Origin of the sequence: Paenilisteria rustica, assembly GCF_013820765.1 — a bacterium.
Taxonomy (GTDB): domain Bacteria; phylum Bacillota; class Bacilli; order Lactobacillales; family Listeriaceae; genus Listeria_A; species Listeria_A rustica.
Genome location: NZ_JABJVM010000001.1, coordinates 261,476 through 285,793, shown reverse-complemented (window position 1 = coordinate 285,793; position 24,318 = coordinate 261,476). Strand labels below are relative to the sequence as shown.

Sequence of the window (24,318 nt, the reverse complement as noted above, 5' to 3'; positions counted from 1 at the left end):
CAGAGTAATGATAAAACACGTCATAACTCTGATCTCCTTTTTCAACTAGCCTAAAATTCCCAATATAGAGAGCGTCATCCCAATTACCATAATCGCCAATATGATAGCGACTGCATTCTTAGCACTTTTCCTTTTTAATAATACATAGATTAATATGGTTACTAATAACGGGAAGAAATTTGGCATGATGCCGTCAATCATCTCTTGCAACTTAAAGGTAGACTTTCCGACAGAATACTCAATCGGAGTCTTTATTTTAACCGTAGAAACGATTAAAGAGCCTACTACCATCATTCCGACAACATTCCCCATTGTGGAAATTCTTCTTAAAATATTACTACTATTATCTCCTGTCAACAGTGAAGATCCTTTGTTGTAGCCTAAAAACAAGCCTTTATATTTTATCGGCCATATGGTGATGCTGAACAATGCAAAGAAAAGAATTGGTCCCAAGGGATTCCCTTCGATTGCTAGACCTGCACCAATACTCATGTAGATAGGAACTACTGTCATAGCTAGCAAACTATCTCCAAGACCAGCAAGTGGCCCCATTAGTCCTGTTCTCACAGAAATAACAGGCTCTTTTTCCGCCTCCGTTGTCTGCTCTTCCATCGCCATCGTTATCCCTAAAATCGGTCCGTACACATACGGATTCGTATTAAAAAATTCCAGATGCCTTCTAATCGCTTCTACACGCTCCTCCTTTGGCCGGTCTGCATAGATTCTTTTTAACGCCGGAACTACCGAGTAATATGCGCCAAGAGCTTGCATCCGTTCAAAATTACTCGACGCCATCAGAAAATTAGACCGGATAAACGCCTTATTCAAATCAGATTTAGTGATTTTTTGCTCATTTATCTCACTCATTAAAGATCATACTCCTCATCTACAGTTGCATTCACTGGTTTTTTCGGTTCTTCATTTTTATTAATAATTAAGTCATACAGTACAGCAAAACAAATACCTAGTATAGAAATAGCAATTGTTCCCAAATCAAGATAGGCGGCGAATACAAAGCCTAAGAGTAAAAATATCCACATGTTTTTCCCCATCATCATCATTAGTAACATTCCCATACCGACTGCTGGAATGATTCCAGCTGCAGCCGTTAAACCAGCAAAGACTTGCTCTGGAATAAATTTTAGAGCGGATTCGACTGCAGGACCACCGAAATAAGAAGCGACAAATACAGGAATTGCTCCAGCGACAAAACTTAACGGAATCCCTAATAAATTATAACGCGCTACCTTATCAAAATCTCCGCTTGACACCGCCTTGTCTGCTCTATGAATCCAAATAATATTTAACGTATTCGTTAGCATGATAATCTGCTGACACAATAGCGCCGTTGGAATAGCAACTGCTAATCCCGTCGCAAGCCCGCCACCAGACATAATCGCAATCGCAACTCCAATAATGGATCCAGTAGCTTCATTTGGAGGTATGTAAGCCCCAATAGCTGAATTAGCTAGCCACATCATCTGTAATGTCCCGCTAATAATTAAACCCGTTGTTATATCGCCCATGATGATACCCGCGACAGACCCGGCTATGAGCGCTTTTGGCGTACCAAACCAAAAAGTCCTTTCATCAACGGTACAAATCCCCGCCCATATCGCTAATAAGATACATTCAAACAGCATCTACTACTCCTCCTCCCCTAACAACTCAGGCAGTAGAATCGGCTTGTCTGAGGGAATCATTTGAACAGAAATAGCGACGTTTAATTCCGATAATTTTTTCAAAGCTACTTTATCTTCCTCGGTTAGAGAAATGGATTTTGTATACTGCTTTCGTTCCGGTGTATATTTCATCCCACCAAGATTTAATTCTGAAAAAGAAACTTCGCCTACCTTTAGATCTAATACATCTTTTGGATTTGTCAATAATAACAATGTTTTCCTCTTTATCTGGGTTTTCTTTGTTATTTGAATAAACTCCTCGACTCCAAAAGTCCGAACATTCACATCTTGCGGAGCCATCATATCAAAAACTGATTTTTGAACCTCGTCATTCGCTATTTTATCGTTAATAATTAGTATTTGCTCGATTTCTTTTTGCTTTACCCATGTTGTCACTACTTGCCCGTGAATCAAGCGATCATCAATTCTTACTAATTCAATTCCCATTTCAGAGCCCACCTTCCATTACTTTGTTGTTTTTATTATTTTTTAGTTCCATCCAGCTTAATTTCGCTGTTTCTTCCATAACTTTTTTGATTTCAATATATTTCTTATTTCTAGATGCAGATAATTCTAATAAAACTGGCAAATTCAATCCTGAATAAGCGGCAATTTTTTCTTCCTTGTATTTAATCAACATGGCCATTGCAGCGTTACTCGGTGTTCCACCATATATATCACAGAGGATAATAGTGCCTTTTTCGTGATTTAATTTGTGATAGGCGTCGTCCATTCTTTTCGTGAAATCTGGCAAGTCCTCTCCAGGATACAATGACAAAGTACTTACATTCGCTTGTCGCCCAACAATCATTTCTAAGCTATTCAATGCCTCCTTGGCAAAATCTCCATGACTAGCTAAAATTAAAGCGATTTCTTCTTCCATTTAGCATTCTCCTCCTCTTGTATGATAGTAAAACCTCTAGCTACTACTGGTTAACAATTCGATAGTTGATTGTTAATTCGCGAATACCGTCTACAAGCTTTTCTTCTTGCGCTATAATCGCTTGTTCTTCCTCCTTTTTCACTTCAAAAGAAATGCCTACCGGGATCTTAACTTTCACAACGTACGTCTCCGTGGACTGTTGTTCCCAAATCAAGCTAATAGCGCCGTAATCCGACTTGATTTCCCCACTAACATCGCTCAATCCTTCCGCAAAAAAAGGTTGAATGGTCAGAGAACCTTGATTTCCACTTAACTTCAAGCCAACTAATTCTTGAATGAACCACGTGCTAAATGAGGAAAACATCGCATGATTAATCGATGACTCTTCTTGAACAGTAGTGATTGGTGTCACAGGAAAATACTCACTAAGAACCCTATTTCCACTTTCTAACATTCCTTGGTAACTTTCTGTTGCATCACTTGTCAGCCAGTGAAAAATATTCGCATTTTGTCCTAAGGTTGGCAATAATTCATACGCCCACGACATCCCGAAAATCCCCATTGTTAAAATCCACTGTTTCTCGTCAAGTAAGGCTAGCAAATTCCGCTCCACTAGTTCTTTATTTTCGCCAACTAATTCGCCATACAGGGCAAAAATATAGCTTGATTTCGTACCAGAAGCAAAAAATCCTGCTTCGTGATAAAATTCTTCCACAATTTCACGTTTTACCGTTGCAATGCTATCACATAGCCGTTCTATGCGAAAATTGTTTGGATCCAGTTTCTCAAATAAATCAAGATACGCTTGTAAAATAATCGCGTACATTGTCGCCGTGCAGAAAAGCTGATCCGGGGTATGCACTTTACCCTCTTTCATAACAGTGTCGCTAGATCCCCAATCTCCCAGACAACAATATTTAATGTAATCATAATCAAAGCTTAGTAAATAATCGATATGCTTCTCCAACTTGCCTTTATGAGACTTAACCACTGCGACCGCTTGAAAATTAGTTAGTAAAGCTTGTGCTATTTTTGGAAAAACTAATTGCCAACCAATCGATCCAACACCATTCGAAGAGCCATGCGTCATGATTCCAACATAAGGCGCTGTTTGAGTAATGCCTCCGTGCACAGTCTGATCATTCGCAAAATCAACAAAAACTTTTTCCAATAAATTTCGTACATCGAAGGAAACTAATTGTGAATTCAGCAAAGCCACGATATCCCCGCCATATCCAAATCTCTCCCGCGAGCAATCTTCAAAATAAGAATGGATATTGTTTAATTTCGTGTTCATTCCAGCTTGCCATAACGCATTTAAGTTCTGATTCGATGAGGTGAATGTTGCCATTTTTTCTAAATCTGTATGCACTTTATATGCCACAAGATTACTAATTAACTTTTCTGGAAATACCTCACAATCCTCTACTTCGATTTTTAAATAGCGGAAAGAATGATAAGTAAATTCATTTTCAAAGTGAAGCGCTGTTTTTTTTGTTTTGCGGATACAATCCATTTGGATAATCGGATTATCGCGATTTTGTCGATCCTGCCCACCGTAAATGCCACTAATACTTGTCGTAAAATCCATTTCTTGCTCGTCATCTATTTTTTCAGCAAAACTCACCTTTAGCGTTCCTACAAACGATGTGCTAATGTCCATAGAAATCTGCCCCGAAATCAATTCCGTTACGTCATAGATTTGTTCCTTTCTCTGCTGCTTCAACAGTTTTGGCCTAAACTCTTTTTTTCGTCTAACTTTGGGTATTTTACTAGGTATTAATTGACCGTTTGGGCCATAAATAATGACTGTTTTAGCATCTCGCGGTTCAACCGTATCTATAAACGTCTCCCCTATATAGACATCATTTGCTAATAACTGACCAAACCTTGCTTGCCAGCCTGAATCTGTGTTTATCGTTATCGTCTGGTTATCGCCATAATTTATCGTCAGCTGAGCTAGGAGACATGGCCTCCCGATGGCTAAATGCTTCCGAATATTGTACTTTCCTAAAATCTGAAGAGGCGCTGGATTATACCAACCATTTCCCAATTCCACCTGAATCCTATTTTCGCCATCCAAAAGATACTCGCTAATCTCAAAAGTATCATAATAAACGACGCGGTCATAATTCGTTACATCACTCGTAAGATACGTATCATGTACACGCTTACCATTAACCTTTAACGTATAATAACCTAATCCCGAAAGATCAATAAAAGCAGTTGCTGGCTTTTTTTCTACTGAAAATGACCGTTCTAAAATAAGGTTTCGCTCTTCATTAAAATATTCATACTCTTTTTGAATTGGATTATCTAAACGGGTAATCCAATGAGCCGCCTCAATTCGTGGATTGCTGGAATAGAATTCTTTTTCCAACTTGATTGATTGTCCATTTTCGTCTTCCACATCTAGCTTTATAGTGAATTGTTCTCTGCTTGTATGCGTTGGTAGAGATGGCAGGCGAATCTCTGTCCTCTTTCTACCTTCCTCTTGCTTTTTCTCTTGATAAATACAGTTTTCTTCGTGCATAACTTCTAATCGATACTGCTTCTGACCTATCTTCTCCTGACTCCAATCAATGGAAATTTCTTCACGGATATCGATGGCAAGAGGCATAGTCAGACCATTTATTTTTATCTTGTTTCTTTCTTTCACGTGCAACCCTCCCATTTTTAACCACTTAAAAATCTGTGTCCCATATCAAATCGTATATTGACATTTTCAGATGCAGGAATTAAAGTAATGATAACGCTAACAAATCCATTGTAGCAAAATCCTCCACACTTTATAATATCTTTTTAAGACAATTTGACTAACCGTTTTTTACACAGAAAGGATTTTATCATGAAAAAAAACGAAATCAATCATTATCTGTATCAATTAACAGAACGAGAAAAATTTTTCAAAAATAAGCCAGCATCGGAATCAATGGATGATCATTCTGATTTTGATGTCTATACAAATCAAATGGGGGATCGTGTTTTTAAATATACATTTGAAAAGCATTTACAAAAGGCGATTGAGTCCCACACACATATATCGACACATCTGCGCACCTCACCCCTTTTAGTATTTAAACACAACCGCTATGCCTATACGCCGCTACATTCCCATGATTTTATCGAAATTAACTATGTCTACAATGGACAGGCTCATATCACTATTGATAATACAACACTTATTTTAGAAAAAGGGGACTTATGTATTTTGGACACAGATGTTGTACATCGAATCTCCAACACTTCCGATTCTGATATTTTAGTGAATATTTTAATGAAAAAAGAGTACTTCTCGTCTAATATGCTAAACCGCCTAGCTTCTAATAATATCATCGCAGAATTTGCCGTCCGATCAATTTCCGAGACGCACAGCCATGATCAGTATATTATTTTCACTACGGAAGATAGCGAAATATTACAAGATGCGATTAGTGGATTATTAGTGTATTATTTGGACCCAGTATCCTACTCACTAGATGCTATTAACGCTTACATGATCATCATTTTCTCTGAGCTATTAAAATCCTATACACAAAAAAAATCGCTAGAATACCGTAGTACCAATCAACAATATATTGGTGACATCCTACAATACATTGAAAAAAATTATGCAACATGTTCGCTGGCAGAAGTCGCAACCCACTTCAATTTCAACGCCAGTTACCTCAGCCGCTATCTAAAAAAACAAACGGGCAGCACCTTCATGAAAATGATTCAAGATATCCGTCTCAACCATGCATGTGCGTTGCTTAAAAATTCAACTTATTCCATCGAAGAAATTTGTCAGCAAATTGGCTATCGAAACCTGACTTTCTTTTATAAAAAATTCACAACAACCTTCCATTGTACGCCAAACAATTATCGCAATACGTATAGAAAAATGATAGAAGAAGAATAATATATTATTATGGCGTAAACTGCCGTCCTATAGTACTTGCATCAAAAAAAATAAAAGGCAGAGAATTCTCTCCACCTTTCAAAATTAGCGCAATGCCGCATTGACTCCAGCCAAACGCCCTGTCACAAGGGCACATGTAATATTATAACCACCCGTATACCCGTTAATATCTAATATTTCACCACAGAAAAATAGACCAGGCATCAACTTTGATTGCATTTCTTTCGGCATAATCTCCTTCACAGAAACACCACCACCCGTCACGAAAGCCTTCTCGAAATCGAGCGTGCCGTTCACTTGGAATGTAAATTTCTTCAATGTTTCGATGAATGTCTGCCATTTTTTCTGTGCAACCGAAATACAATCAGCATCGATATCAATTTCCGCACGTTCCAATAAAAACAATAACATCCGCTCTTGCATTACCGATTTCAACGCATTTTTGACAGCCTTTTTAGGATTATCCTTCACGAGTCCCATCACTTCCTGCTCCAATTCCCCTTTTGATACATCTGGGAAAAAGTCAATCATCATCGTTAGTTCAGGAACCGCGAATTTCTTCAATCCTTGAATCACGAATTGGCTACAGCGCAATGCTGCTGGACCCGACACACCGAAATGCGTGAAGATCATGTCCATTTGATGCGTGATAATCGGTTTTCCTTTTGGATTTAGAACCGAGAGCGCCACGTCACGTAGAGAAATACCTTGCAGCACCTTGCTCTTGATAAAGGCCTCGCGCGATGTAATCGGAACCTCTGTCGGATATAATTCCGTAATCGTATGCCCAGCCTCGCGCGCCCACGTATACCCATCTCCCGTCGAACCTGTCCGTGGCACTGATTTCCCACCAACAGCCACAATCACCGCTTGCGCACCAATTTCTTGTCCATCCGCAAGCGTAATGCCCACAACCTGCCCGTCCTGATAGTTCACACGCTTCACTGGCGTCTTCATATAAATTTTCACGTTCAGCTTATCAAGCCGTGAAATCATCGCATCAGCCACCGAACGTGCGCTGTCCGTCACCGGGAACATCCGGCCATGATCCTCTTCCTTCAAAGCCACCCCTAATTTCTCAAAAAAGGCGATGATATCTTCATTATTAAACTCCGAAAATGGACTATACATAAAACGCCCGTTTCCTGGTATATTCTTGATAATTTCATCCGCCGGTTTGCGATTCGTCACGTTACAACGCCCGCCACCAGACAAAATCAGTTTTCTACCTAGTTTTGGACCTTTTTCAACGAGTAATACCCGCTTATTCTTCTCCGCCGCCGCGATTGCCGCCATCAAACCCGACGGACCACCACCAATAACAATCACATCAAAATCCACAATACCCCATCCTTTTTTCCATCAAAAAACGCCCATCACAGAGCGCTTTTTAAAATCTAGTTTCGGTTCATACCTGTAAAAATTAAGATTAATCTCAAAAGCTCTAAAACAGCTACTGCCATGGCTGCAACATATGTCATCGCGGCTGCGCTTAGTACTTTACGAGCTTGCGGTAATTCCGCTGAATCAACAAGGCCTAATTGGTTAATCTGCACGAGCGCCCGTTTAGAGGCATCGAACTCAACTGGCAGTGTGATCAATTGGAACAAGACACCGATTGCCATTAAAACAATACCAATAAGCATCAAGTTAGGCAAGGTCGCCAACATCCCGATAATTAAAAACACCCAAGAGGCATTCGAGCTAAACATCGTAATTGGAACAAGCGCCGAGCGAAAACGCATGAACGTATAGTCTTGCGCATCCTGAATCGCGTGCCCCACTTCATGCGCCGCTACTGCTGTTCCTGCAATCGAACGACCGTTAAAGTTGGCCGAAGATAGGAAAACAGCTTTTTTTCGTGGATCATAGTGATCGCTTAATACGCCGCCAGTTTCATTAACCGGTATATTCGACAAACCATTCGCATCCAAAATTTGGCGTGCCACTTGCGCACCTGTCAATCCTGTACGAATCGCTACCTTCGAATAATGCGAATACGTACTCTTTACACGATATTGCGCCCATAAAGGTATTAACGCGACAATCAGAAAATAAATAATGTACATTTGAATACTCATATAATCCATCCCATCCTAACTGCTACTGATTACTTTTAATTATAAAGGAGAAAACGCCAAACCTCAACAACTTTTAGGCTTCATGAGGAAATTCTAATTTAAACGAATCCTTTTTCAGTGTTTTTTCATAAACCGTCCATAAAACGAAAATAGTCAACCAAAATGTGCAGTAACCAATCGTCGTAATATATTGGTCAAGTCCACCATAAATCGGCATCTGACCAAATAAGTAGTCAATGACATCATTATGTAACACCCAAATCGCCGCAATCGCAAAATGCTCATATTTAATTCGATAAAATGGTGCATAAACAAGCCCCTGCACGGCCATTAAACCGTGTGACGTGAGTAGCGTCAAACTCATCGTGTCCAAGTAACCTAGATTTATCATGTAAGCAATATTCATACCTACAGCCCATAATCCGTATTTCACCAAACAGACAAAAGCCAGCGCCTCCATTAACGGCCAATGTTTCTTCGCCAACCAAGCCATCAATACAAATACGAAAAATAAAATCGCAGTCGGGCTATCCGGTACAAAAACCCAAAAGCGAGGTTCCGTAATTTTCAGTTGAGGGATGTACCAAATATACCCATAAACAGCCCCCAGTAAATTAACAATAAACAGCAATCGCAAAAACGACCTGTTCGCTAAGTAACGATACATTGTGCACCCCCATAAAAAACTCTCTTTTCCCATGATACCAGACTCGTCCAAAAACAGAAAACAAAAACACCTGTCCGCGAAAGACAGGCGCTTCTCCTATTAACTATACTGTTTAAACTGCTCCATCAAACTTTGGAATCGCTCTTCATCATGCGCATCCAATGCCTCATCGATTTCCAGTAATAATTTCTCTTTTGAAAAATGCTCCACAACCGTATCCAAAAACTGTGCCGCGATTTGCTTTTCCTTGTCTGAAATCAGTAACTCTTCAAACGGATTATCCTCGCGAACAAAAGCGTAACGAGGGGATGTCAAGCTTTCCGGGAAATGCAACTGAATATAAATATCCTCATCCCAATTCAAACGAATATCATGAAACGCCTTCTCTGGATCCGTCGTCACAATATTTCCTTTAAAGAATCGAAACGGCTCGTCATCCACTCCGAGAGAAGTGAGCACAAGACCACGAGGGCACCCTTCTGCATTATCAACGAAGTGAACATATTTCATGATTTGGTCATGACCCGCAATATAATTTAGAATCCACATCGATTCTCTAATTTTCATTTGATGCTTATTTAACAACCATCTAACAAATTCCTTCTTGTCTTCAATGCTAATTGATGCTTTCATTTCACTCACTCCTTCCCATCAAAGTGGGGATTAATAACCTAATAAACTTAAAACCTCTTCATCACCTGGCTCGAGTGTCAAATACACCGCCAATACTTCTTCCGACTTCGCAATATCACCGTCTTCGCGTAAAAATAAGCCATATTCCTTCAAAAATGTTGCGTTTTCGCTAAAATGTGGGTGTGCTAATTCATAGTTTTCTTTTGCTTTATTATAGATATCTAGCTCCTGATATGCAACACTTACGTCCCAGAAAATTTGTGGTTCCGTGACAATTTCGCGTTCTAACGACTCCACAAGTTCCACAATGCCCTCATGGTCGTCTTTTTTAAGCAAAATTTTGTTCACTTCTAAAATCGCATCAATGAACTCTGGGTCAAGCGCGATGGCTTGACGGAAATAATGTTCCGCATCCGCAGCCTGATCGTTTTTCCAAGCTAATTTTCCAGCTTCCAAAAACATTTCTTTATTGAATTCATCTTGCTTCAAACCATCAACCAATGCTTCCAGCGCCTTCTCCGGCTCGCCATTTTCCTCATAGCTCTTGGCAAGGTACGTGTAAAGCGTTGTGAAGCCAGGATCATGTTCTTTCAAGCGTTCCAAAGCCGAAATCGCCTTCGTATAATCCTTCGCCTGAAAACTGGTCAGTCCAAGCCCGAATAGCGTATTGACATCCTCTTGTTCCGCAATCGCCTTCTCATAATAGTGAATCGCCTCTTCGAATGAACCGCTACTCGCCAAACTCTCCGCAATCCGTTCAAAAATCTGGCTACCCGCAATTTCCGTCACGCCCGCATCAAGTACTGCCTGATAGCTCTGCACCGCCGACGCAAATCGTGCTGTCGACAAATAAAATTCTCCTAACGCAAAATCAATCACAGCCTCATTCGGCAACAGACTCTTAGCCTGCTGCAACTTCGCCTCCGTCACTTCAAAAAGCCCCTGCATCTGATATAAATCCGCGAGCACTAATAAACTCTCTGGATAAGCTTCGTCCTGTGTGTTTACCTGCTCCAAATATTCCATCGCCGTCTCGATATCATCCTTCTCAATCGCAACCTCTGCCGCACGAACCAATAATTCCCCTTCATCCTTGTATTTCGCAAGCAAAAGTTCATACAAATCTTCCGCTTCTTCTAAGAACCCCAGTTGCATTAATTGTTCTGCTAACCAGTACTGCTCCTCATCCGTTCCTTCCTGTAAGGCTTGCTTAAAATATTTCTGCGCCTCAGGCAAGTTTTCCTGCTCTAAAGCCGCTAACATCTGCTCTGCAAATTTCATGATCAATCTCCTCACATCTATCCTAGTTTTGTAGGCTTATTATAACGGAAAGGTCAAAACAAGTCAAACAGTCTTTCTCCGATTTTCCAACTTACTTGTTCGCCTGCTCAATCAAATCAAACAACACTTTATTCTTATATACCCGTTCTCTCCCAATCATCTCCGAAATCAGAAAGCCATGCTCCTCCAGCTTTTGCAAATAAGTCACCGCAGTTCTCCTGGAAACGTTCAAATGTTGCTCCACATATATGATTTTCGTATAAAATTCATAAAACAGCGTCTCGACTAGTTCCTTTGAATATAATTTAGGCAACTTCTCCTTCAGCTCCTGCCCATACTCGACCATCGCCTCTGTAATCGAACGAATGATTTTTAACGTCTCCCTCGCTGTTTCCTCCACCCCTTTTAAAATATAAACTACCCACTCTTCGAAGTAACTACTATCCTGCTGTATTTTTCGGAGTAATACGTAATATTCTTTCTTCGTCCGCAAAATATACTTGCTCAAATAAAGCACTGGGCTCTCTAGTAATCCCATCAATACAAGATACAATATATTCAAAATTCGCCCACTACGACCATTACCATCGTAAAATGGATGAATCGCCTCGAACTGATAATGGATAAGCGCCAACTTGATTAGTGGATCTGTACCGTCATCCAGATTAATGTACTGCTCAAGATCCGCAAGCAAATCTCTAATTTCCAATTCTGATTGTGGCGGCGTATAGATGATTTCATCTGTTGTCACGTTTTTGATAGCCGTACCAGGAACTTTACGAATCCCCGTTTTGCTATTTTCAATGATGCGTTGGATATGTTCGATGAGGGCAGTTGTGATAATATCACGTTTTAAGATATACTGATAGCCTTCCCAAAGCGCGTGTCGATAGTTGAGCACTTCTTTCGTCGCAGCATCGCGGACCTTATCTTTGGACATGGCTTGATATAAATCGTCATGGGTAGTGATAATTTGTTCGATGGCCGAGCTATCCTTGGCTTCATTTAGTGTCATGGCATTAATCAGGATGTACTGATTCGGTATCGTCGCAGAATATCCTTTTAATTCTGCTAAGGCACGATTTGACTTTGCCAACTGCTTATAGATTGTTACTGTATCTGTGTTTACCTTGTGATTAGGCAATTCTAATAGCATTAGCCTCCGTCCCTTCTCTTTCTTTAAGTATAGCATACAAAACACAATGCGTGCAAAAAAGTTTGATTTTTGCACGCATTAAAAAAACGTGTGCAAAAGCTGCACACGTTTTTTTCGCTTAATATAAAGAAGCTACATCCTCAAAAAAAGTGGGATAAGAAACTTTGACAGCTTCGGCATCTTCTAAAGTTACCTCAGAATCTGCGAGCAATGCTGCAATTTGCAACATCATTCCCATACGATGATCACCATAGGATTTTACAGTGGCGCCATGCAGGCTTTGTTGCCCTTCAATAATCATACCGTCCTCTGTCCCAACAAGAGCCACTCCCATTTTCGAGAGTTCTGTAACGACAGCATCAATACGATTCGTTTCTTTCACTTTCAATTCTTCTGCATCTTTAATGACTGTTTTCCCAGTAGCTTGAGAGGCTAATAACGCGATGACCGGTAATTCATCAATGAGGCGTGGAATAATATCGCCACCTATCTCGATGCCCTTCAATTCGCTTGTTTCAACCGTAATTGTTCCAGCGGGTTCATCACCAACTGCGCTTGTTTTTTCAACGGTAATTTTGCCACCCATCGCTTGGACAACATCGATAATTCCTGTTCGCGTCGGGTTAATACCAACATTTTCTAAGCGAATCTTACTATTGGGAACGATTAATCCCGCCACGATGAAGAACGCTGCAGAGGAAATATCACCTGGAACAACCACTTCTTGTCCGCGGAATTTCTGACCACCGGAAACACGAATCCTCAGGTCATCCACTTCGATTTCCCCACCGAATTGACGAATCATTTGCTCGGTATGATCACGCGTTTTTTCTTTTTCGATAATCGTTGTTTCACCATCTGCTTGTAGCGCTGCAAAAATAATAGCACTCTTCACTTGCGCACTAGCAACGGGTAACGTATATTCCATCGGATGCAGCTTATTTCCAATCACTTTTACCGGTGCAAAATTCGCATCCTTTGCTTCAAACATTGCGCCCATTTCACGAAGCGGCTTCATCACGCGGCCCATTGGACGTTTCGCAATAGATGCATCACCCTCGATCGTCACGTCAAAAGAACGCCCAGCCAAAATACCTAACATCAAGCGAATCGTCGTTCCTGAATTACCAACATCCAATGTTTCCGCTGGTTTTTTCAAGCCGTCCCAGCCCTTACCTTGCACCACTATTTTTGCGGGCGTTACGTCAATACTCACGCCTAGCGCTCGAAATACGCCAATCGTGCTCAGACAATCTTCTCCCATCAAAAAGTTCGTCACCGTCGTTGTGCCTTCCGCCAAAGCACCAAACATAATACTTCTATGAGAGATCGACTTATCTCCTGGAACTCGAATCGTCCCATTTAATCCTTGTTTATTCGTAACTAACTGCATCGTTTTCCCCCTAAAAGTGACATTGATACTGACTATATTTTTCGATACAACGCTTCGCACGTTCTCGATCTTTTTCGTTTTGGAACGTAATCTGTAAAATTCCCATGATGTCTTCGCGTGTTTCTAGAATTTTAATATTAATCAAGCTAATTTCTTCTTGCGCAAGAAAACCAGTGACCTCAGAAATAACACCCGGATAATCAGGCACATCAACAAACAAGTCGTAAAAAGATGGAATCGCGCCTTCTTGATGGACTGGTAACGAATCCCGGAACTCCTTTGCCGTATCGAAAAATTGATAAATCGCGTTACTATCTTCTTTTTCCAGCATATCAATCGCTTCATTCATGCCATCGCGCCAATTTCCAAGCAATTCGCGTAATGTATCTTTATTGGAAAGCGAAATATCCGTCCACATAGTTGGATCCGAGGAAGCAATCCTAGTAATATCGCGAAAACCGCCTGCTGCCAAGCGAAATGCCGCGGGATGTTCTTGCGTAAAAGCACTTGTCTGATTTACAAGCGCCGCCGCCACAATATGCGGTAAATGACTCAGCATGCCCGTGATGTTATCATGCTCTGCCGCCGAAAGCTCCAAAAACTTCGCGTTTGTGCCCTCCAACCATTCCCGTAAAAGAGCCACATGTTTTGGATCCTCATTCTCACCTGGTGTCAATAAATAGTAAGCATTCTCAAACAATAATGATTTAGCAGCCGTCACGCCGCTTTTATGAGAACCCGCCATCGGATGTCCACCAATAAACGTATAACCCGCTTCCTGAATGGCTGACGCATGCTCCATCACCCGCAATTTCGTACTTCCGGTATCCGTGATGAGCAAATTATCTTTCAGCGGAAGTTCTGGTAACTCGACTAAGAATCGCTCTGTTTGCTGTACTGGACAACAAAAAATAAGCAAATCCGCGCGTGCGATAACATCCGCCAAATTCGTCGTTCCCTCATCGATAATACCGAGCGAATCCCCTGCTAAAATCGTTTGTTCTGAAATATCGACACCAATAATATGAGCCTGTGGATGTTTCGCACGAATACAAAGTGCGATAGACCCACCAATCAGACCAAGTCCGACGATAACGACTGTTCCTTTCATCCTCCAAAACCCCTTACTTTACTAATTGTTGCAGCAGCGCAATCACCGCTGCATTTTCCGACGCTTTCCCAATGGTTATGCGCACGGCAGTAGGAAATCCAAGTGCCGAACCAGAACGCACAATGTAGCCGTTCTTTTCTAAATAGCGAAATACATCGTCCGCCGGTTGACCGATATCGACTAAAACAAAATTTCCTTGTGACGGATAGACGAAAACAGCCTCATTTTGAGCCGCGAAAGCTTCATACTGTTTGCGACCAGCTGCATTTTCCAAACGGCATTTCTCAATAAAGCCTTGATCCGCAAGAGCAATCTGAGCTAATTTTTGCCCCATTGTCGTCGTATTAAATGGCGGTCTCACAATGTTAACTTGGCTAATAATTTCAGCGTTTGCAATACCATAACCAACACGAGAACTAGCCAATCCATAAATTTTACTAAATGTGCGCGTAATGATAAGATTCGAAAACTCATAAATTAGCGCGCTGCGAGTCTCTGGCTGCGGTTCCACATATTCAATGTACGCCTCATCCAGCACAACTAAGACGTCTTCTGGAACCTGGCGCAAAAATGGAATAATCTCATCTAGCACTATGTAATTCCCAGTTGGATTATTCGGGTTACAAAGCCAAACAATACTCGTCGTTTCATCAATCGCCGCAAGCATTGCCGGTAAATCATGATCTCCATTTTTAGTTAGCGCGATTTCACGAACTTCCGCACCTTCAATGCATGCATTTTGACGATACTGCGGGAAAGTTGGTGCAGCCATGACAGTGCTCGTCGAAGGAGACAACAAAGTCCTTGATAATAAGGCAATCAACTCATCCACACCGCTTGTGAAAATCAGCTCATCCTCTTTCACACCATGATACGTCGCAAGTTGCGTTCGTAAATCCGATGCCCAACCGTCTGGGTAGATTTCAACGCTTACATCTACTTGCTTCAAATAATCCGCCACTTTTTCAGAAACACCGTGTGGATTTTCATTCGAAGACAGCTTTGTAATTTCCGTCAAGCCAAGTTCCGCCATTACCTGCTCTTCCCGTTTTCCTGGTTTATATGAATGTAAGCCGTTTAATGTCGTTTTCCATTTCATTCCTGTTACCTCCTACTTCGCCAAATCTGGTCGTAAAACCCGTGCACCTTCTAAGTAAACATGTACCACATCTTGTTGCGGGACTTCGCCAACCTCCGCGTTCACCATCAACCTAATACACATCGCAAGCGCGCCTGTTACCGGGATTTCCATCACACCCATAATCGGTACAAATTCAAAATCAGCTAATTCACGAATCGGCTTAGCAGGAAATGCCGCATCAATATCACTCGTTACCGATGTCAAAACCGATGAAATCATTTCTGGCGCCAAATTATTTTCCGTCACAATCGCTTGGAATAAGTCAATCGTTGCCTTATAAATCGCTTCCGGCGTATTCTCCGTCACTGTTGTTGCACCTCTAATACCTCTGATCATTTCTACGCCTCCTGACTCACTCTTCTAAATGTTGCTTCTATCACATCATCCGATACTTTTTGAATTTTCGGTTTACCAATTTCTTCAAGCAATATCATCGTTATTTCGTTAAATGTCGTCTTTTTATCATGTTTCATATTTTCTAACAAAACGGAAAAATCAAGATTCGCAGGCATTGTCACATCATATCCCAGCGCCGCAAGCCATTTAAGCAATGCCTCTTTATCAAAGGAAAGACCTAGCAACTGCTCACTCATGTCCAGCGCGTAAATCATCCCGAACATAATGGATTCCCCGTGAAGCCATTTGCCAAACTCACCGTACGCCTCAATCGCATGACCCATCGTATGCCCAAAATTCAAATAGGCACGGACACCTTGCTCCGTCTCATCCTGTGACACAATCTCAGCCTTAATCTCGATACCGCGCGCAAGATAGTTGGTTAAATCCACGCTGTACAAATCCATCGGCGTTTTGTAAGTTGCCATCAATTCCACAAGTAACGCCGGGTCCTGAATCAACGCGTGCTTCACTAATTCCGCAAAGCCAGAACGCATTTCCCGCTCCGAAAGCGTCCCAAGTAAAGACGTATCATAAATCACGGCCTCCGGTTGATAAAAATTTCCGACCATATTTTTGCCTAATGGGTGATTAATCGCCACTTTCCCGCCAACCGCACTATCATGCGCCAAAACAGTCGTCGGAATTTGATAAAAAGCAATTCCTCGCATATACGTCGAAGCTACAAAGCCACCGAGGTCCCCAATCACGCCACCACCAAAAGCAAGCAAGACCGATTTGCGATCCAGACCAATCTCAATCGCTTTCGTCATTGCATCCTCGTAAACCGCAAATGTCTTCGCCTCTTCACCAGATGGCGTCACATAATAGGAAACCTTTTCAAGCGGGGCAAGCAGATCGTTCATTTTCGACATATGAGCTTCCGCGACATTCGCATCTGTCATCACGAATACTTGCGAAAAACGGCTCAGTTCTGTAACCAAGCCCTCCGCTTGCTCACGTAACGCATTCTGGCTAATATAGACCGAATAGACCTTATCCTTCGTCGTCACTGTGATTTCTGCCATCCTTAAAACTCCCTCGTCATTGCGCGATGTTCTTCCACGTGCGCCCGTAGTACGTCAAAACGATCACTATCAAATTTTTCCAATACCGCTTGCGCAACTTCCCAAGCAACAACCGCTTCCGCTACAACACTCGCCGCAGGAACCGCACAGCTATCCGAACGCTCCACACTTGCGTTAAATACTTCCTTCGAATCAATATCCACACTTTGGAGTGGCTTGTATAGAGTCGGGATCGGCTTCATAACACCGCGAACCACAATCGGCATCCCGTTCGTCATTCCGCCTTCAAAACCACCAAGATTGTTCGTGCGTCTCGTATAGCCATCGTCCTCCGACCATAGAATCTCATCCATGACCTCGCTACCCGGTTTACGCGCCGCCTCAAAACCGACACCAAATTCCGCACCTTTAAACGCATTAATACTCACGATAGCCTGCGCAATTTTTGCATCGAGTTTGCGATCCCATTGCACATAGCTACCAAGACCTGCAGGCACGCCGCCAACGACAACTTCGACAATCCCACCAATTGTGTCCCCATTTTTCTTCGCTTCATCGATTTTCTGCTTCATCTCTTCCTCTTTTGCCGTATCCAAACAACGCACAGAAGACGCCTCAGAAATCTCTTGAATCTCCTTAATCGAGTAATCACGCGTCAATTCCGCGCGCACGCCACCGATTTCCAATACATGCCCAGCAACCTCGATGCCAAGCTCTAGCAATAATTTCCGAGCAATCGCGCCAGCCGCCACACGCACTGTTGTCTCACGGGCTGAAGAACGCTCCAACACATTACGCATATCACGATGTCCGTATTTCATTCCACCAACCAAATCCGCATGACCTGGACGTGGACGAGAAACTTTACGCGATGCCTCTTTTTCCGCTGGCACCGGCTCAATACTCATTACCGTTTCCCATTTTTTCCAATCTTTATTCTCCACAAAAATAGCAACAGGCGATCCCATCGTTTTACCGTGGCGAACTCCTGCTGAAATTTGCGCCCGATCCGTTTCAATACGCATCCGTGCCCCGCGTCCGTGTCCACCTTGACGTCTCTTCAAATCCGTATTAATATCCTCCGCCAAAAGTGGCATCCCCGCTGGCAATCCTTCAATAATCGTCGTAAGTCCTGGGCCGTGTGATTCTCCCGCAGTTAAATATCTCATTTTCAACTTCCTCTCCATCTATTTAATCTTTCTTTTATTTCAAAAATAAGCCACATTATTTTAGCGCTTTAAAGTGTATGTGTAGTATCATATCATAATTTGCCACCCACGTAAACAGGAAAAACATCAAATCACTATAAATAAAGAGCATTCATACTTGGGAGACTTGCGAACTCCCGGCTCTCCTGTTGCATTCCGGTTCACTCCACTCTCCAAATACAAACGCCCTCGCTCGATTTGTCAAAGCCAATCCACACCATTCTAATCCGGCACTGATCGCTTCTCTACACTCTATAACCACACATCTATCGCTTTATCATACGACAGCAACTCTTCCGTTTTGAAAAACAAGCCAATCTCACGCGCCGCATTTTCGACCGAATCCGAGCCATGAATCACATTTCGGTTCATATGTACCGCAAAATCACCACGAATCGTTCCTTGACCTGCTTCCAGTGGATTCGTTTTGCCCATCATCAAACGCGCAATCGCAACAGCATCGTCGCCTTCCCAAACCATCGCAAAAACCGGACCAGACGTAATAAATTGCAAGAGATCAGGGAAGAATGGTTTACCGACATGTTCCGCATAATGTTGTTTTGCCAAGTCCTCATTGATACGCATCAATTTTGCACCAACTAATTTGAGCCCTTTTTTCTCCAAGCGCGCAACGACCTCCCCAATTAAACCACGCTCGACACCATCCGGTTTTACCATCAAATACGTTCTCTCCATCTTCCTACCTCCTAGTATTTTCTCTTATCCAAAAATTGCACAATCTGCTTCAAAGGCCTTAGTTCTTTCGACGGCGGAAACTCCTCTAAAATCGCAATCGCCTTTTGCAAATAATTCTCCGCAACAGCTTCCGATTTCTTAATCGCACCAGAGGCCTTGATTTCCTTAATAAAGGTCTGCATCTCATCTTTTGACGTCTGCTCCGTAATGTCACGTAACTTCATCTGAAAATCCTTATCTTCCATCGCAAAAAAAACAGGCAACGTAATATTTCCTTGTCGCAAATCCTCCCCAGCTGGCTTACCAAGCGATTTCTCCGATCCAGTAAAATCAAGAATATCATCTGTAATCTGGAACGACATCCCAACATAATACCCAAACAAAAACAGCTTTCGATGCATTTTCGGATCCAGTTGCGCCACAATTCCGCCAAGTTGACAACTCGCTGCAATCAAAAGCGCCGTCTTCCGTTTAATCCGTCGCAAATACGTCCGCACATTTTGGTCAAAGTTGTACTTCGCGCGCAATTGTTCAATCTCACCAACAGCAAGCTCCACCGTCACGTTCGAAAGCACTTGATGCGCCTCTGGATTCAGTATTTTTGTCATGTATTCCAGTGATTTGGCAAACAAGAAGTCCCCGGTATACATCGCAACGTGGTTTCCCCACTTCGACTTGATTGTAGGCCGGCCTCGCCTCACATCCGCATCATCCACCACATCATCATGCACAATGGACGCCATATGTATTAACTCTACTGCAACCGCCGCCTGCTCTACCTGATTCCATTCAAACTGACCAAGTCGCGCTGTGAGGCAAACAAAAATCGGTCTAATCCGCTTTCCGCCAGCATCTAAAAGTTGTAAAGCCGCCTCTTCAATTAAAGGCGCCTGTTCGGATGCAACTGCTCTGCGTAACTCCTCTTCAATGGCAGCCACATCCGCCTGAATATTAGAATATAGAAAATTAAGTTTCATCTGCCCCACCTATTGTTCTTTCTTTTTGTACCCAAAATGCGTTGCGCTCGCCCCACCACTATGCGGAACGTAACGGACATGGTCAAATCCAGCGTCTTGGAACATATCTGCTAATTTTTTCATACCTGGGAAACTTCGTGTCGACTCTTCTAACCAAGCATACTCCTCGTAACTTTTCGCAAACAATTTACCCATCAAAGGCATCATGTGACGGAAATAAAAGAAGAACAGCTGATTATAACCTGGAATCGTTGGTGTTGATGTATCCAAACAAGTCAACAACCCACCTGGTTTCAACACACGATACATCTCACGTAGAACCGTCATATAATCTGGCACATTACGCAGACCAAAACCAATCGTCACATAATCAAACGAATTATCCGCAAATGGTAATTCCATCGCATTCCCGTGCATCAACGTAATATTAGAATGCGGCGATGCTACTACTTTTTCTTGACCTACCGCCAACATATTCTCACTAAAATCCAAACCAATAACCGAACCTTCCACGCCAACAGCTTCCGCCATTGCAAGCGTCCAATCCGCCGTCCCACAACATACGTCAAGCGCCGAAGAACCAGCCTTCACACGCATAAAATCCATCGTTGTTTGACGCCATTTCGCATGTAAATGGAAACTAATCAAACTATTCATTCGGTCATAGCTAGGAGAAATTTTTTCGAACACATTATGAACTTTCTCTTCTTTCGTTTCTATCATACCCATCATTTCTCCTCTATTGTCCGAGTAGCTCCTGCAAACGTTTCTCTGTCATATCAGAAATCGCTAACCCGCCCATATTTGCCTTAATTTCAGCCTTTAGTGTCACAATCAAATCCTCAAGCCACGTCGCAAAATCAGCCTGCGCATTTAACGCCATATAACCATGTTCATACGCCGTTTCAAATAGTGAACTACCCGTTAACAGCCAATTTTTGCGTTCCTTTAAAAGATACGTCAACAAAATCGCGCGCGCACCAACAAACGTAAAGGTCTCATTACATCCAAAATAAGTCGCAAACCTAGAAAAAATGGCTGCTTTCGACATCACTAAATGCACTAAATAATCCTCATCACCAGTAATATGCAATTGATACAAGTTAACCTTTGCCTCATTCGTCTCCTGCACACCACGCTGTAAAGCCGCCAATAAGTCAATCATACCAAATTCAGATAACGCCCGATAATATAAACTACTATAAAAATCCCCAGCAAGCACCGTTAATTGCCGTTCTTGCCACGTCTTTTGCTTCACATCGCTTGGTTCATCAATCCCATCATGCGTGTCATGAGCTAAAATGACATACAGCGTCGCACCGATTACTTGATGAGCCACACTATCCTCTAAATCAGTCCCTCTAATCGCTTCATGTAGCCACAGCATTTGATCCTTGTCCATTTTCGGTCCGTCGAAATTTTCACCTAAAAATCGATAAGCTGTCTGATCTAAAACAAGTTCCTCTACCTGTTTCAGCTGCGCTACGCCACCTTGATAACTCATTTACAAAATCCCCTTCAAATCTCGTTTATCCTGTATCGTAAATTATACCATAACCTTCACAAAAATCGCCATTAGCTTGGCTAGACGCTTAATTCTTAATTAACGCCATAACCTCACTACGCAACTTATCATCATTTCGAAAAGCCCCACGAACAGCACTTGTAACCGTTCTGGCACCTGGTTTATTGACCCCACGGATAGTCATACACATATGCTCCGCCTCCAAAATAACCATGACACCCAGCGGCTTTAATTTATCCATCATAATCTCCGCTACATTTGTCGTAATACGCTCCTGCAATTGCGGGCGTTTACTCACATCATCCACCATACGTGCCAATTTACTAAGCCCAGCTACTCGACCATTTTGCGGCAAATAAGCCACATGCGCCACACCAAAAAACGGCACTAAGTGATGCTCACACATCGATGAAAAGCGAATATCTTTCACTAAAACCAGTTCCTCATGCTGTTCTTCAAAAACCGTATTAAAATGAATTGAAGGATCCTTTTTGAGTCCAGAAAATACTTCTTCATACATTCTTGCAACACGCATTGGCGTATCGAGTAAGCCCTCACGCTCTGGATTCTCCCCAACTGCCTCTAAAATAATTTTGACTGCATCCGCAATCTTTTGTTTATCTATTTGCTCCATAATAATCCCCTTTATAAACACGTCATTATCTACCTCGTTATTTTAACATAGCAAACAAACTAGGTAAACGTTAATCCCTCGTGGTGTTATGGCTACACGGGGAAAATCGGCGGTTAGCGATATTTGCGAACTAGTAAACTTGATTTTTAAGCACAAAAAAAGGAATTCCGGGGAACTCCTTTTTTTGTGCTTAAAAAGTGTATGTAATTATTTAACAGCTTCTTTAAGCGCCTTACCTGGTTTGAATGCTGGAACTTTGCTTGCAGGAATGTCAATCTCTTCCTTCGTACGTGGGTTGCGTCCTTTACGGGCAGCACGCTCACGAACTTCAAAGTTACCAAATCCGATTAATTGAACTTTTTCACCTTTAGATAAAGAAGTTTGGATAGTTTCAAAAACAGCTTCTACAGCTTTAGCAGCGTCTTTTTTAGAAAGATCTGCAAGTTCTGCTACGCTATTTACTAAATCAGTTTTGTTTGCCATTGTTTTTTCACCTCCTTAAGAGAATAATACCAAATGAGCAGGTCTTACCTAACACTCGGAATATTCATTTTCCAAAATAAGCTAAACTTCTATGGAAATTCTAAGAAGAATTTCGGCTGGAATGGCGTTTTATCGCCGTTTCAGTGATTCTGATAAAAGATTATCACATTATCCTTACAACTGCAAGGATTTAGAAGCGAAAAGCTTTATTTTTTACAAAAAGAGCTTTCGTAATTCTCCTAGTCCTAGTTCTGGAAACGTGATTGTATCAAGCTGTTAAGCATAATACTAACGCGAGAGACCTATAATAGCAAGTAAAAACACGCCAAATGAGAAAAATAGTTCAAATTCCTTAAAAAAAGCACTGAAATCGACGCTTTTGCCTGACAACTCTAGGTTTCAACTACTACTATCCTTCTAACATCATAGATTGGAATTTGGCTTTTTTGGAAGCGCTAATCCCAATTCCTTTTTCTAAATAAGCATCGACCGAACCATATTCTTTCTTCATTTCATCAAAAGCAATTTCTAAATAGGCTGGTTTAGCTTCTGCCATTGGTCGAAAATTTTCTAATTCTATTTTTTCTGTACTTCCTGAGAAAGCTTCCACCAAACCTTGCATTTCACCAAGAATGGCATCCGCATATTGATTTGTAAGCTCGTAATCGGCTAGAATCGTTTTTTCTGGCACATCTAGTAACTTTAGCAAAAGTGCTCCTAAAACGCCTGTACGGTCCTTTCCAGCTGTGCAGTGGAATAGGAACGGCAATTCTGCTTGATTGATAATATATTCTAAGATTTCACGAAAACCATCTTTAGATTGCACAAAAACGCGATAGCTTTCTCCCATTAATGGTTCATAAACACGGTGATCTTTTGGAATATCCATTTTTTGCGTTTCACTCGACTCATTTTTAGCCGTCCCAATCGGAATATGACGGCTCGCAATACCTGGAAGCGATGGGGATGGCTTTGCGGCAATCTCGGAAGTACTACGCAGATCGCAAATCCACTTTATTCCCATTGTCTCTAGTGTTTTTTGATCCTTTACTGTCAAATTAGTGAGGAGTGAAGAGCGGTATAATTGCCCCCACTTCACCGTTTTACCAGCTGTATTCACATAGCCTCCTAGATCGCGGAAATTGAAGCATCCCTCTAGTGGAATGATTCGCTCCCCAACGACTTCATTTGATCCATCTGGTTTTTGAATCGTGAAAAAGACCGGTAAATCCTCTGTTAAAAGTAGCAGATGTGTTTCTTTATCCGTTACTAATAACTGTTTTTTAGACGCGCTAGGTTCTACCGTATGGCTTTGATAAATAATGGAACCAGCTGGAATATCGCCTGGTGACCATGTAAGTGACAGTTGCGTTCCTGTTCTTTGCACTTGAATCATTAGTATCCCTCCAAATTTGTACCGATTAATACCTCTATAGTAACAT

The 24,318-nt window shown here is 41.9% G+C and carries 25 protein-coding genes; 1 reads left to right on the top strand and 24 read right to left on the bottom strand.

The features are described 5' to 3' along the window. Window positions 1-45: 45 nt before the first annotated feature. The 5 genes from HPK16_RS01395 to HPK16_RS01375 are packed head-to-tail and all read right to left on the bottom strand — an operon-like array spanning window position 46 to window position 5,224. A complete protein-coding gene (locus HPK16_RS01395; protein WP_181675219.1) occupies window positions 46-867 on the bottom strand; it encodes a PTS system mannose/fructose/sorbose family transporter subunit IID in 822 nt (273 codons plus the stop codon). Beyond that, the gene (locus HPK16_RS01390) at window positions 867-1,643 is read right to left on the bottom strand and encodes a PTS mannose/fructose/sorbose/N-acetylgalactosamine transporter subunit IIC (protein ID WP_181675218.1); all 777 of its coding nucleotides are present in this window, start codon (window positions 1,641-1,643) and stop codon (window positions 867-869) included. Before HPK16_RS01390 ends, HPK16_RS01395 begins: the two co-directional genes overlap by 1 nt. 3 nt (window positions 1,644-1,646) lie before the next feature. Then, window positions 1,647-2,129, bottom strand: a complete 483-nt coding sequence (locus HPK16_RS01385; RefSeq protein ID WP_181675217.1) for a PTS sugar transporter subunit IIB — start codon at window positions 2,127-2,129, stop codon at window positions 1,647-1,649. A 1-nt stretch (window position 2,130) separates the two neighbouring features. Continuing rightward, a complete protein-coding gene (locus HPK16_RS01380) occupies window positions 2,131-2,565 on the bottom strand; it encodes a PTS sugar transporter subunit IIA (protein WP_181675216.1) in 435 nt (144 codons plus the stop codon). Between the two features lie 43 nt (window positions 2,566-2,608). Further along, on the bottom strand, window positions 2,609-5,224 hold the full coding sequence (locus HPK16_RS01375) for a family 78 glycoside hydrolase catalytic domain (protein ID WP_181675215.1): 2,616 nt from the start codon (window positions 5,222-5,224) through the stop codon (window positions 2,609-2,611). A 189-nt stretch (window positions 5,225-5,413) separates the two neighbouring features. On the opposite strand from HPK16_RS01375, the gene HPK16_RS01370 reads away from it, so the two are divergent. Beyond that, window positions 5,414-6,466, top strand: a complete 1,053-nt coding sequence (locus tag HPK16_RS01370; RefSeq protein ID WP_181675214.1) for an AraC family transcriptional regulator — start codon at window positions 5,414-5,416, stop codon at window positions 6,464-6,466. Window positions 6,467-6,550: 84 nt separating this feature from the next. Here the strand turns inward: HPK16_RS01370 and HPK16_RS01365 are convergent, their stop codons facing one another. The 19 genes from HPK16_RS01365 to HPK16_RS01275 all read right to left on the bottom strand — a co-directional run bounded on the left by HPK16_RS01365 (window position 6,551) and on the right by HPK16_RS01275 (window position 24,269). Next, on the bottom strand, window positions 6,551-7,807 hold the full coding sequence (locus HPK16_RS01365) for an aminoacetone oxidase family FAD-binding enzyme (RefSeq protein ID WP_181675213.1): 1,257 nt from the start codon (window positions 7,805-7,807) through the stop codon (window positions 6,551-6,553). Window positions 7,808-7,863: 56 nt separating this feature from the next. After that, entirely contained in the window at window positions 7,864-8,547 is a 684-nt protein-coding gene (locus tag HPK16_RS01360; protein WP_181675212.1) for a zinc metallopeptidase, read from the bottom strand. 73 nt (window positions 8,548-8,620) lie between these two features. Beyond that, window positions 8,621-9,214 carry a lipoprotein heptaprenylglyceryl N-acetyltransferase LhaT gene (lhaT, locus tag HPK16_RS01355; RefSeq protein WP_181675211.1) on the bottom strand — a complete coding sequence of 198 codons (594 nt, stop codon included), beginning with the start codon at window positions 9,212-9,214 and terminating at the stop codon, window positions 8,621-8,623. 99 nt (window positions 9,215-9,313) lie between these two features. After that, window positions 9,314-9,847: a ReoY family proteolytic degradation factor gene (locus tag HPK16_RS01350; protein ID WP_181675210.1), complete on the bottom strand. Its 534-nt coding sequence runs from the start codon at window positions 9,845-9,847 to the stop codon at window positions 9,314-9,316. A 30-nt stretch (window positions 9,848-9,877) separates the two neighbouring features. Continuing rightward, a complete protein-coding gene (locus HPK16_RS01345; protein WP_181675209.1) occupies window positions 9,878-11,128 on the bottom strand; it encodes a tetratricopeptide repeat protein in 1,251 nt (416 codons plus the stop codon). Window positions 11,129-11,219: 91 nt separating this feature from the next. Then, a complete protein-coding gene (locus HPK16_RS01340; RefSeq protein ID WP_181675208.1) occupies window positions 11,220-12,284 on the bottom strand; it encodes a Fic family protein in 1,065 nt (354 codons plus the stop codon). A 118-nt stretch (window positions 12,285-12,402) separates the two neighbouring features. After that, window positions 12,403-13,677 (bottom strand): 3-phosphoshikimate 1-carboxyvinyltransferase, encoded by a 1,275-nt coding sequence (gene aroA / locus HPK16_RS01335; protein WP_181675207.1) that lies wholly within the window; start codon window positions 13,675-13,677, stop codon window positions 12,403-12,405. Between the two features lie 10 nt (window positions 13,678-13,687). Beyond that, a complete protein-coding gene (locus tag HPK16_RS01330) occupies window positions 13,688-14,788 on the bottom strand; it encodes a prephenate dehydrogenase (protein ID WP_181675206.1) in 1,101 nt (366 codons plus the stop codon). Window positions 14,789-14,801: 13 nt separating this feature from the next. Further along, a complete protein-coding gene (hisC, locus tag HPK16_RS01325) occupies window positions 14,802-15,887 on the bottom strand; it encodes a histidinol-phosphate transaminase (RefSeq protein ID WP_181675205.1) in 1,086 nt (361 codons plus the stop codon). Between the two features lie 12 nt (window positions 15,888-15,899). Further along, a complete protein-coding gene (gene aroH, locus HPK16_RS01320) occupies window positions 15,900-16,262 on the bottom strand; it encodes a chorismate mutase (RefSeq protein WP_343064792.1) in 363 nt (120 codons plus the stop codon). A gap of 5 nt (window positions 16,263-16,267) precedes the next feature. Further along, window positions 16,268-17,353 carry a 3-dehydroquinate synthase gene (gene aroB / locus HPK16_RS01315; protein WP_181675203.1) on the bottom strand — a complete coding sequence of 362 codons (1,086 nt, stop codon included), beginning with the start codon at window positions 17,351-17,353 and terminating at the stop codon, window positions 16,268-16,270. Between the two features lie 2 nt (window positions 17,354-17,355). Next, on the bottom strand, window positions 17,356-18,522 hold the full coding sequence (aroC, locus tag HPK16_RS01310) for a chorismate synthase (protein WP_181675202.1): 1,167 nt from the start codon (window positions 18,520-18,522) through the stop codon (window positions 17,356-17,358). 291 nt (window positions 18,523-18,813) lie between these two features. Further along, window positions 18,814-19,257 carry a nucleoside-diphosphate kinase gene (gene ndk / locus HPK16_RS01305; protein WP_181675201.1) on the bottom strand — a complete coding sequence of 148 codons (444 nt, stop codon included), beginning with the start codon at window positions 19,255-19,257 and terminating at the stop codon, window positions 18,814-18,816. Between the two features lie 11 nt (window positions 19,258-19,268). Continuing rightward, the gene (gene hepT, locus HPK16_RS01300) at window positions 19,269-20,234 is read right to left on the bottom strand and encodes a heptaprenyl diphosphate synthase component II (protein WP_181675200.1); all 966 of its coding nucleotides are present in this window, start codon (window positions 20,232-20,234) and stop codon (window positions 19,269-19,271) included. Window positions 20,235-20,243: 9 nt separating this feature from the next. Beyond that, on the bottom strand, window positions 20,244-20,957 hold the full coding sequence (locus tag HPK16_RS01295; RefSeq protein ID WP_181675199.1) for a demethylmenaquinone methyltransferase: 714 nt from the start codon (window positions 20,955-20,957) through the stop codon (window positions 20,244-20,246). A gap of 16 nt (window positions 20,958-20,973) precedes the next feature. Continuing rightward, entirely contained in the window at window positions 20,974-21,738 is a 765-nt protein-coding gene (locus HPK16_RS01290) for a heptaprenyl diphosphate synthase component 1 (RefSeq protein WP_181675198.1), read from the bottom strand. Window positions 21,739-21,826: 88 nt separating this feature from the next. After that, complete coding sequence (gene folE, locus HPK16_RS01285; protein ID WP_181675197.1) at window positions 21,827-22,393, bottom strand: GTP cyclohydrolase I FolE; 567 nt, start codon at window positions 22,391-22,393, stop codon at window positions 21,827-21,829. A gap of 207 nt (window positions 22,394-22,600) precedes the next feature. Further along, complete coding sequence (locus HPK16_RS01280) at window positions 22,601-22,876, bottom strand: HU family DNA-binding protein (RefSeq protein ID WP_003720260.1); 276 nt, start codon at window positions 22,874-22,876, stop codon at window positions 22,601-22,603. A gap of 409 nt (window positions 22,877-23,285) precedes the next feature. Next, window positions 23,286-24,269, bottom strand: coding sequence for a tyrosine-protein phosphatase (locus tag HPK16_RS01275; protein WP_181675338.1), 984 nt, complete (start codon window positions 24,267-24,269; stop codon window positions 23,286-23,288). Window positions 24,270-24,318: the final 49 nt, after the last annotated feature.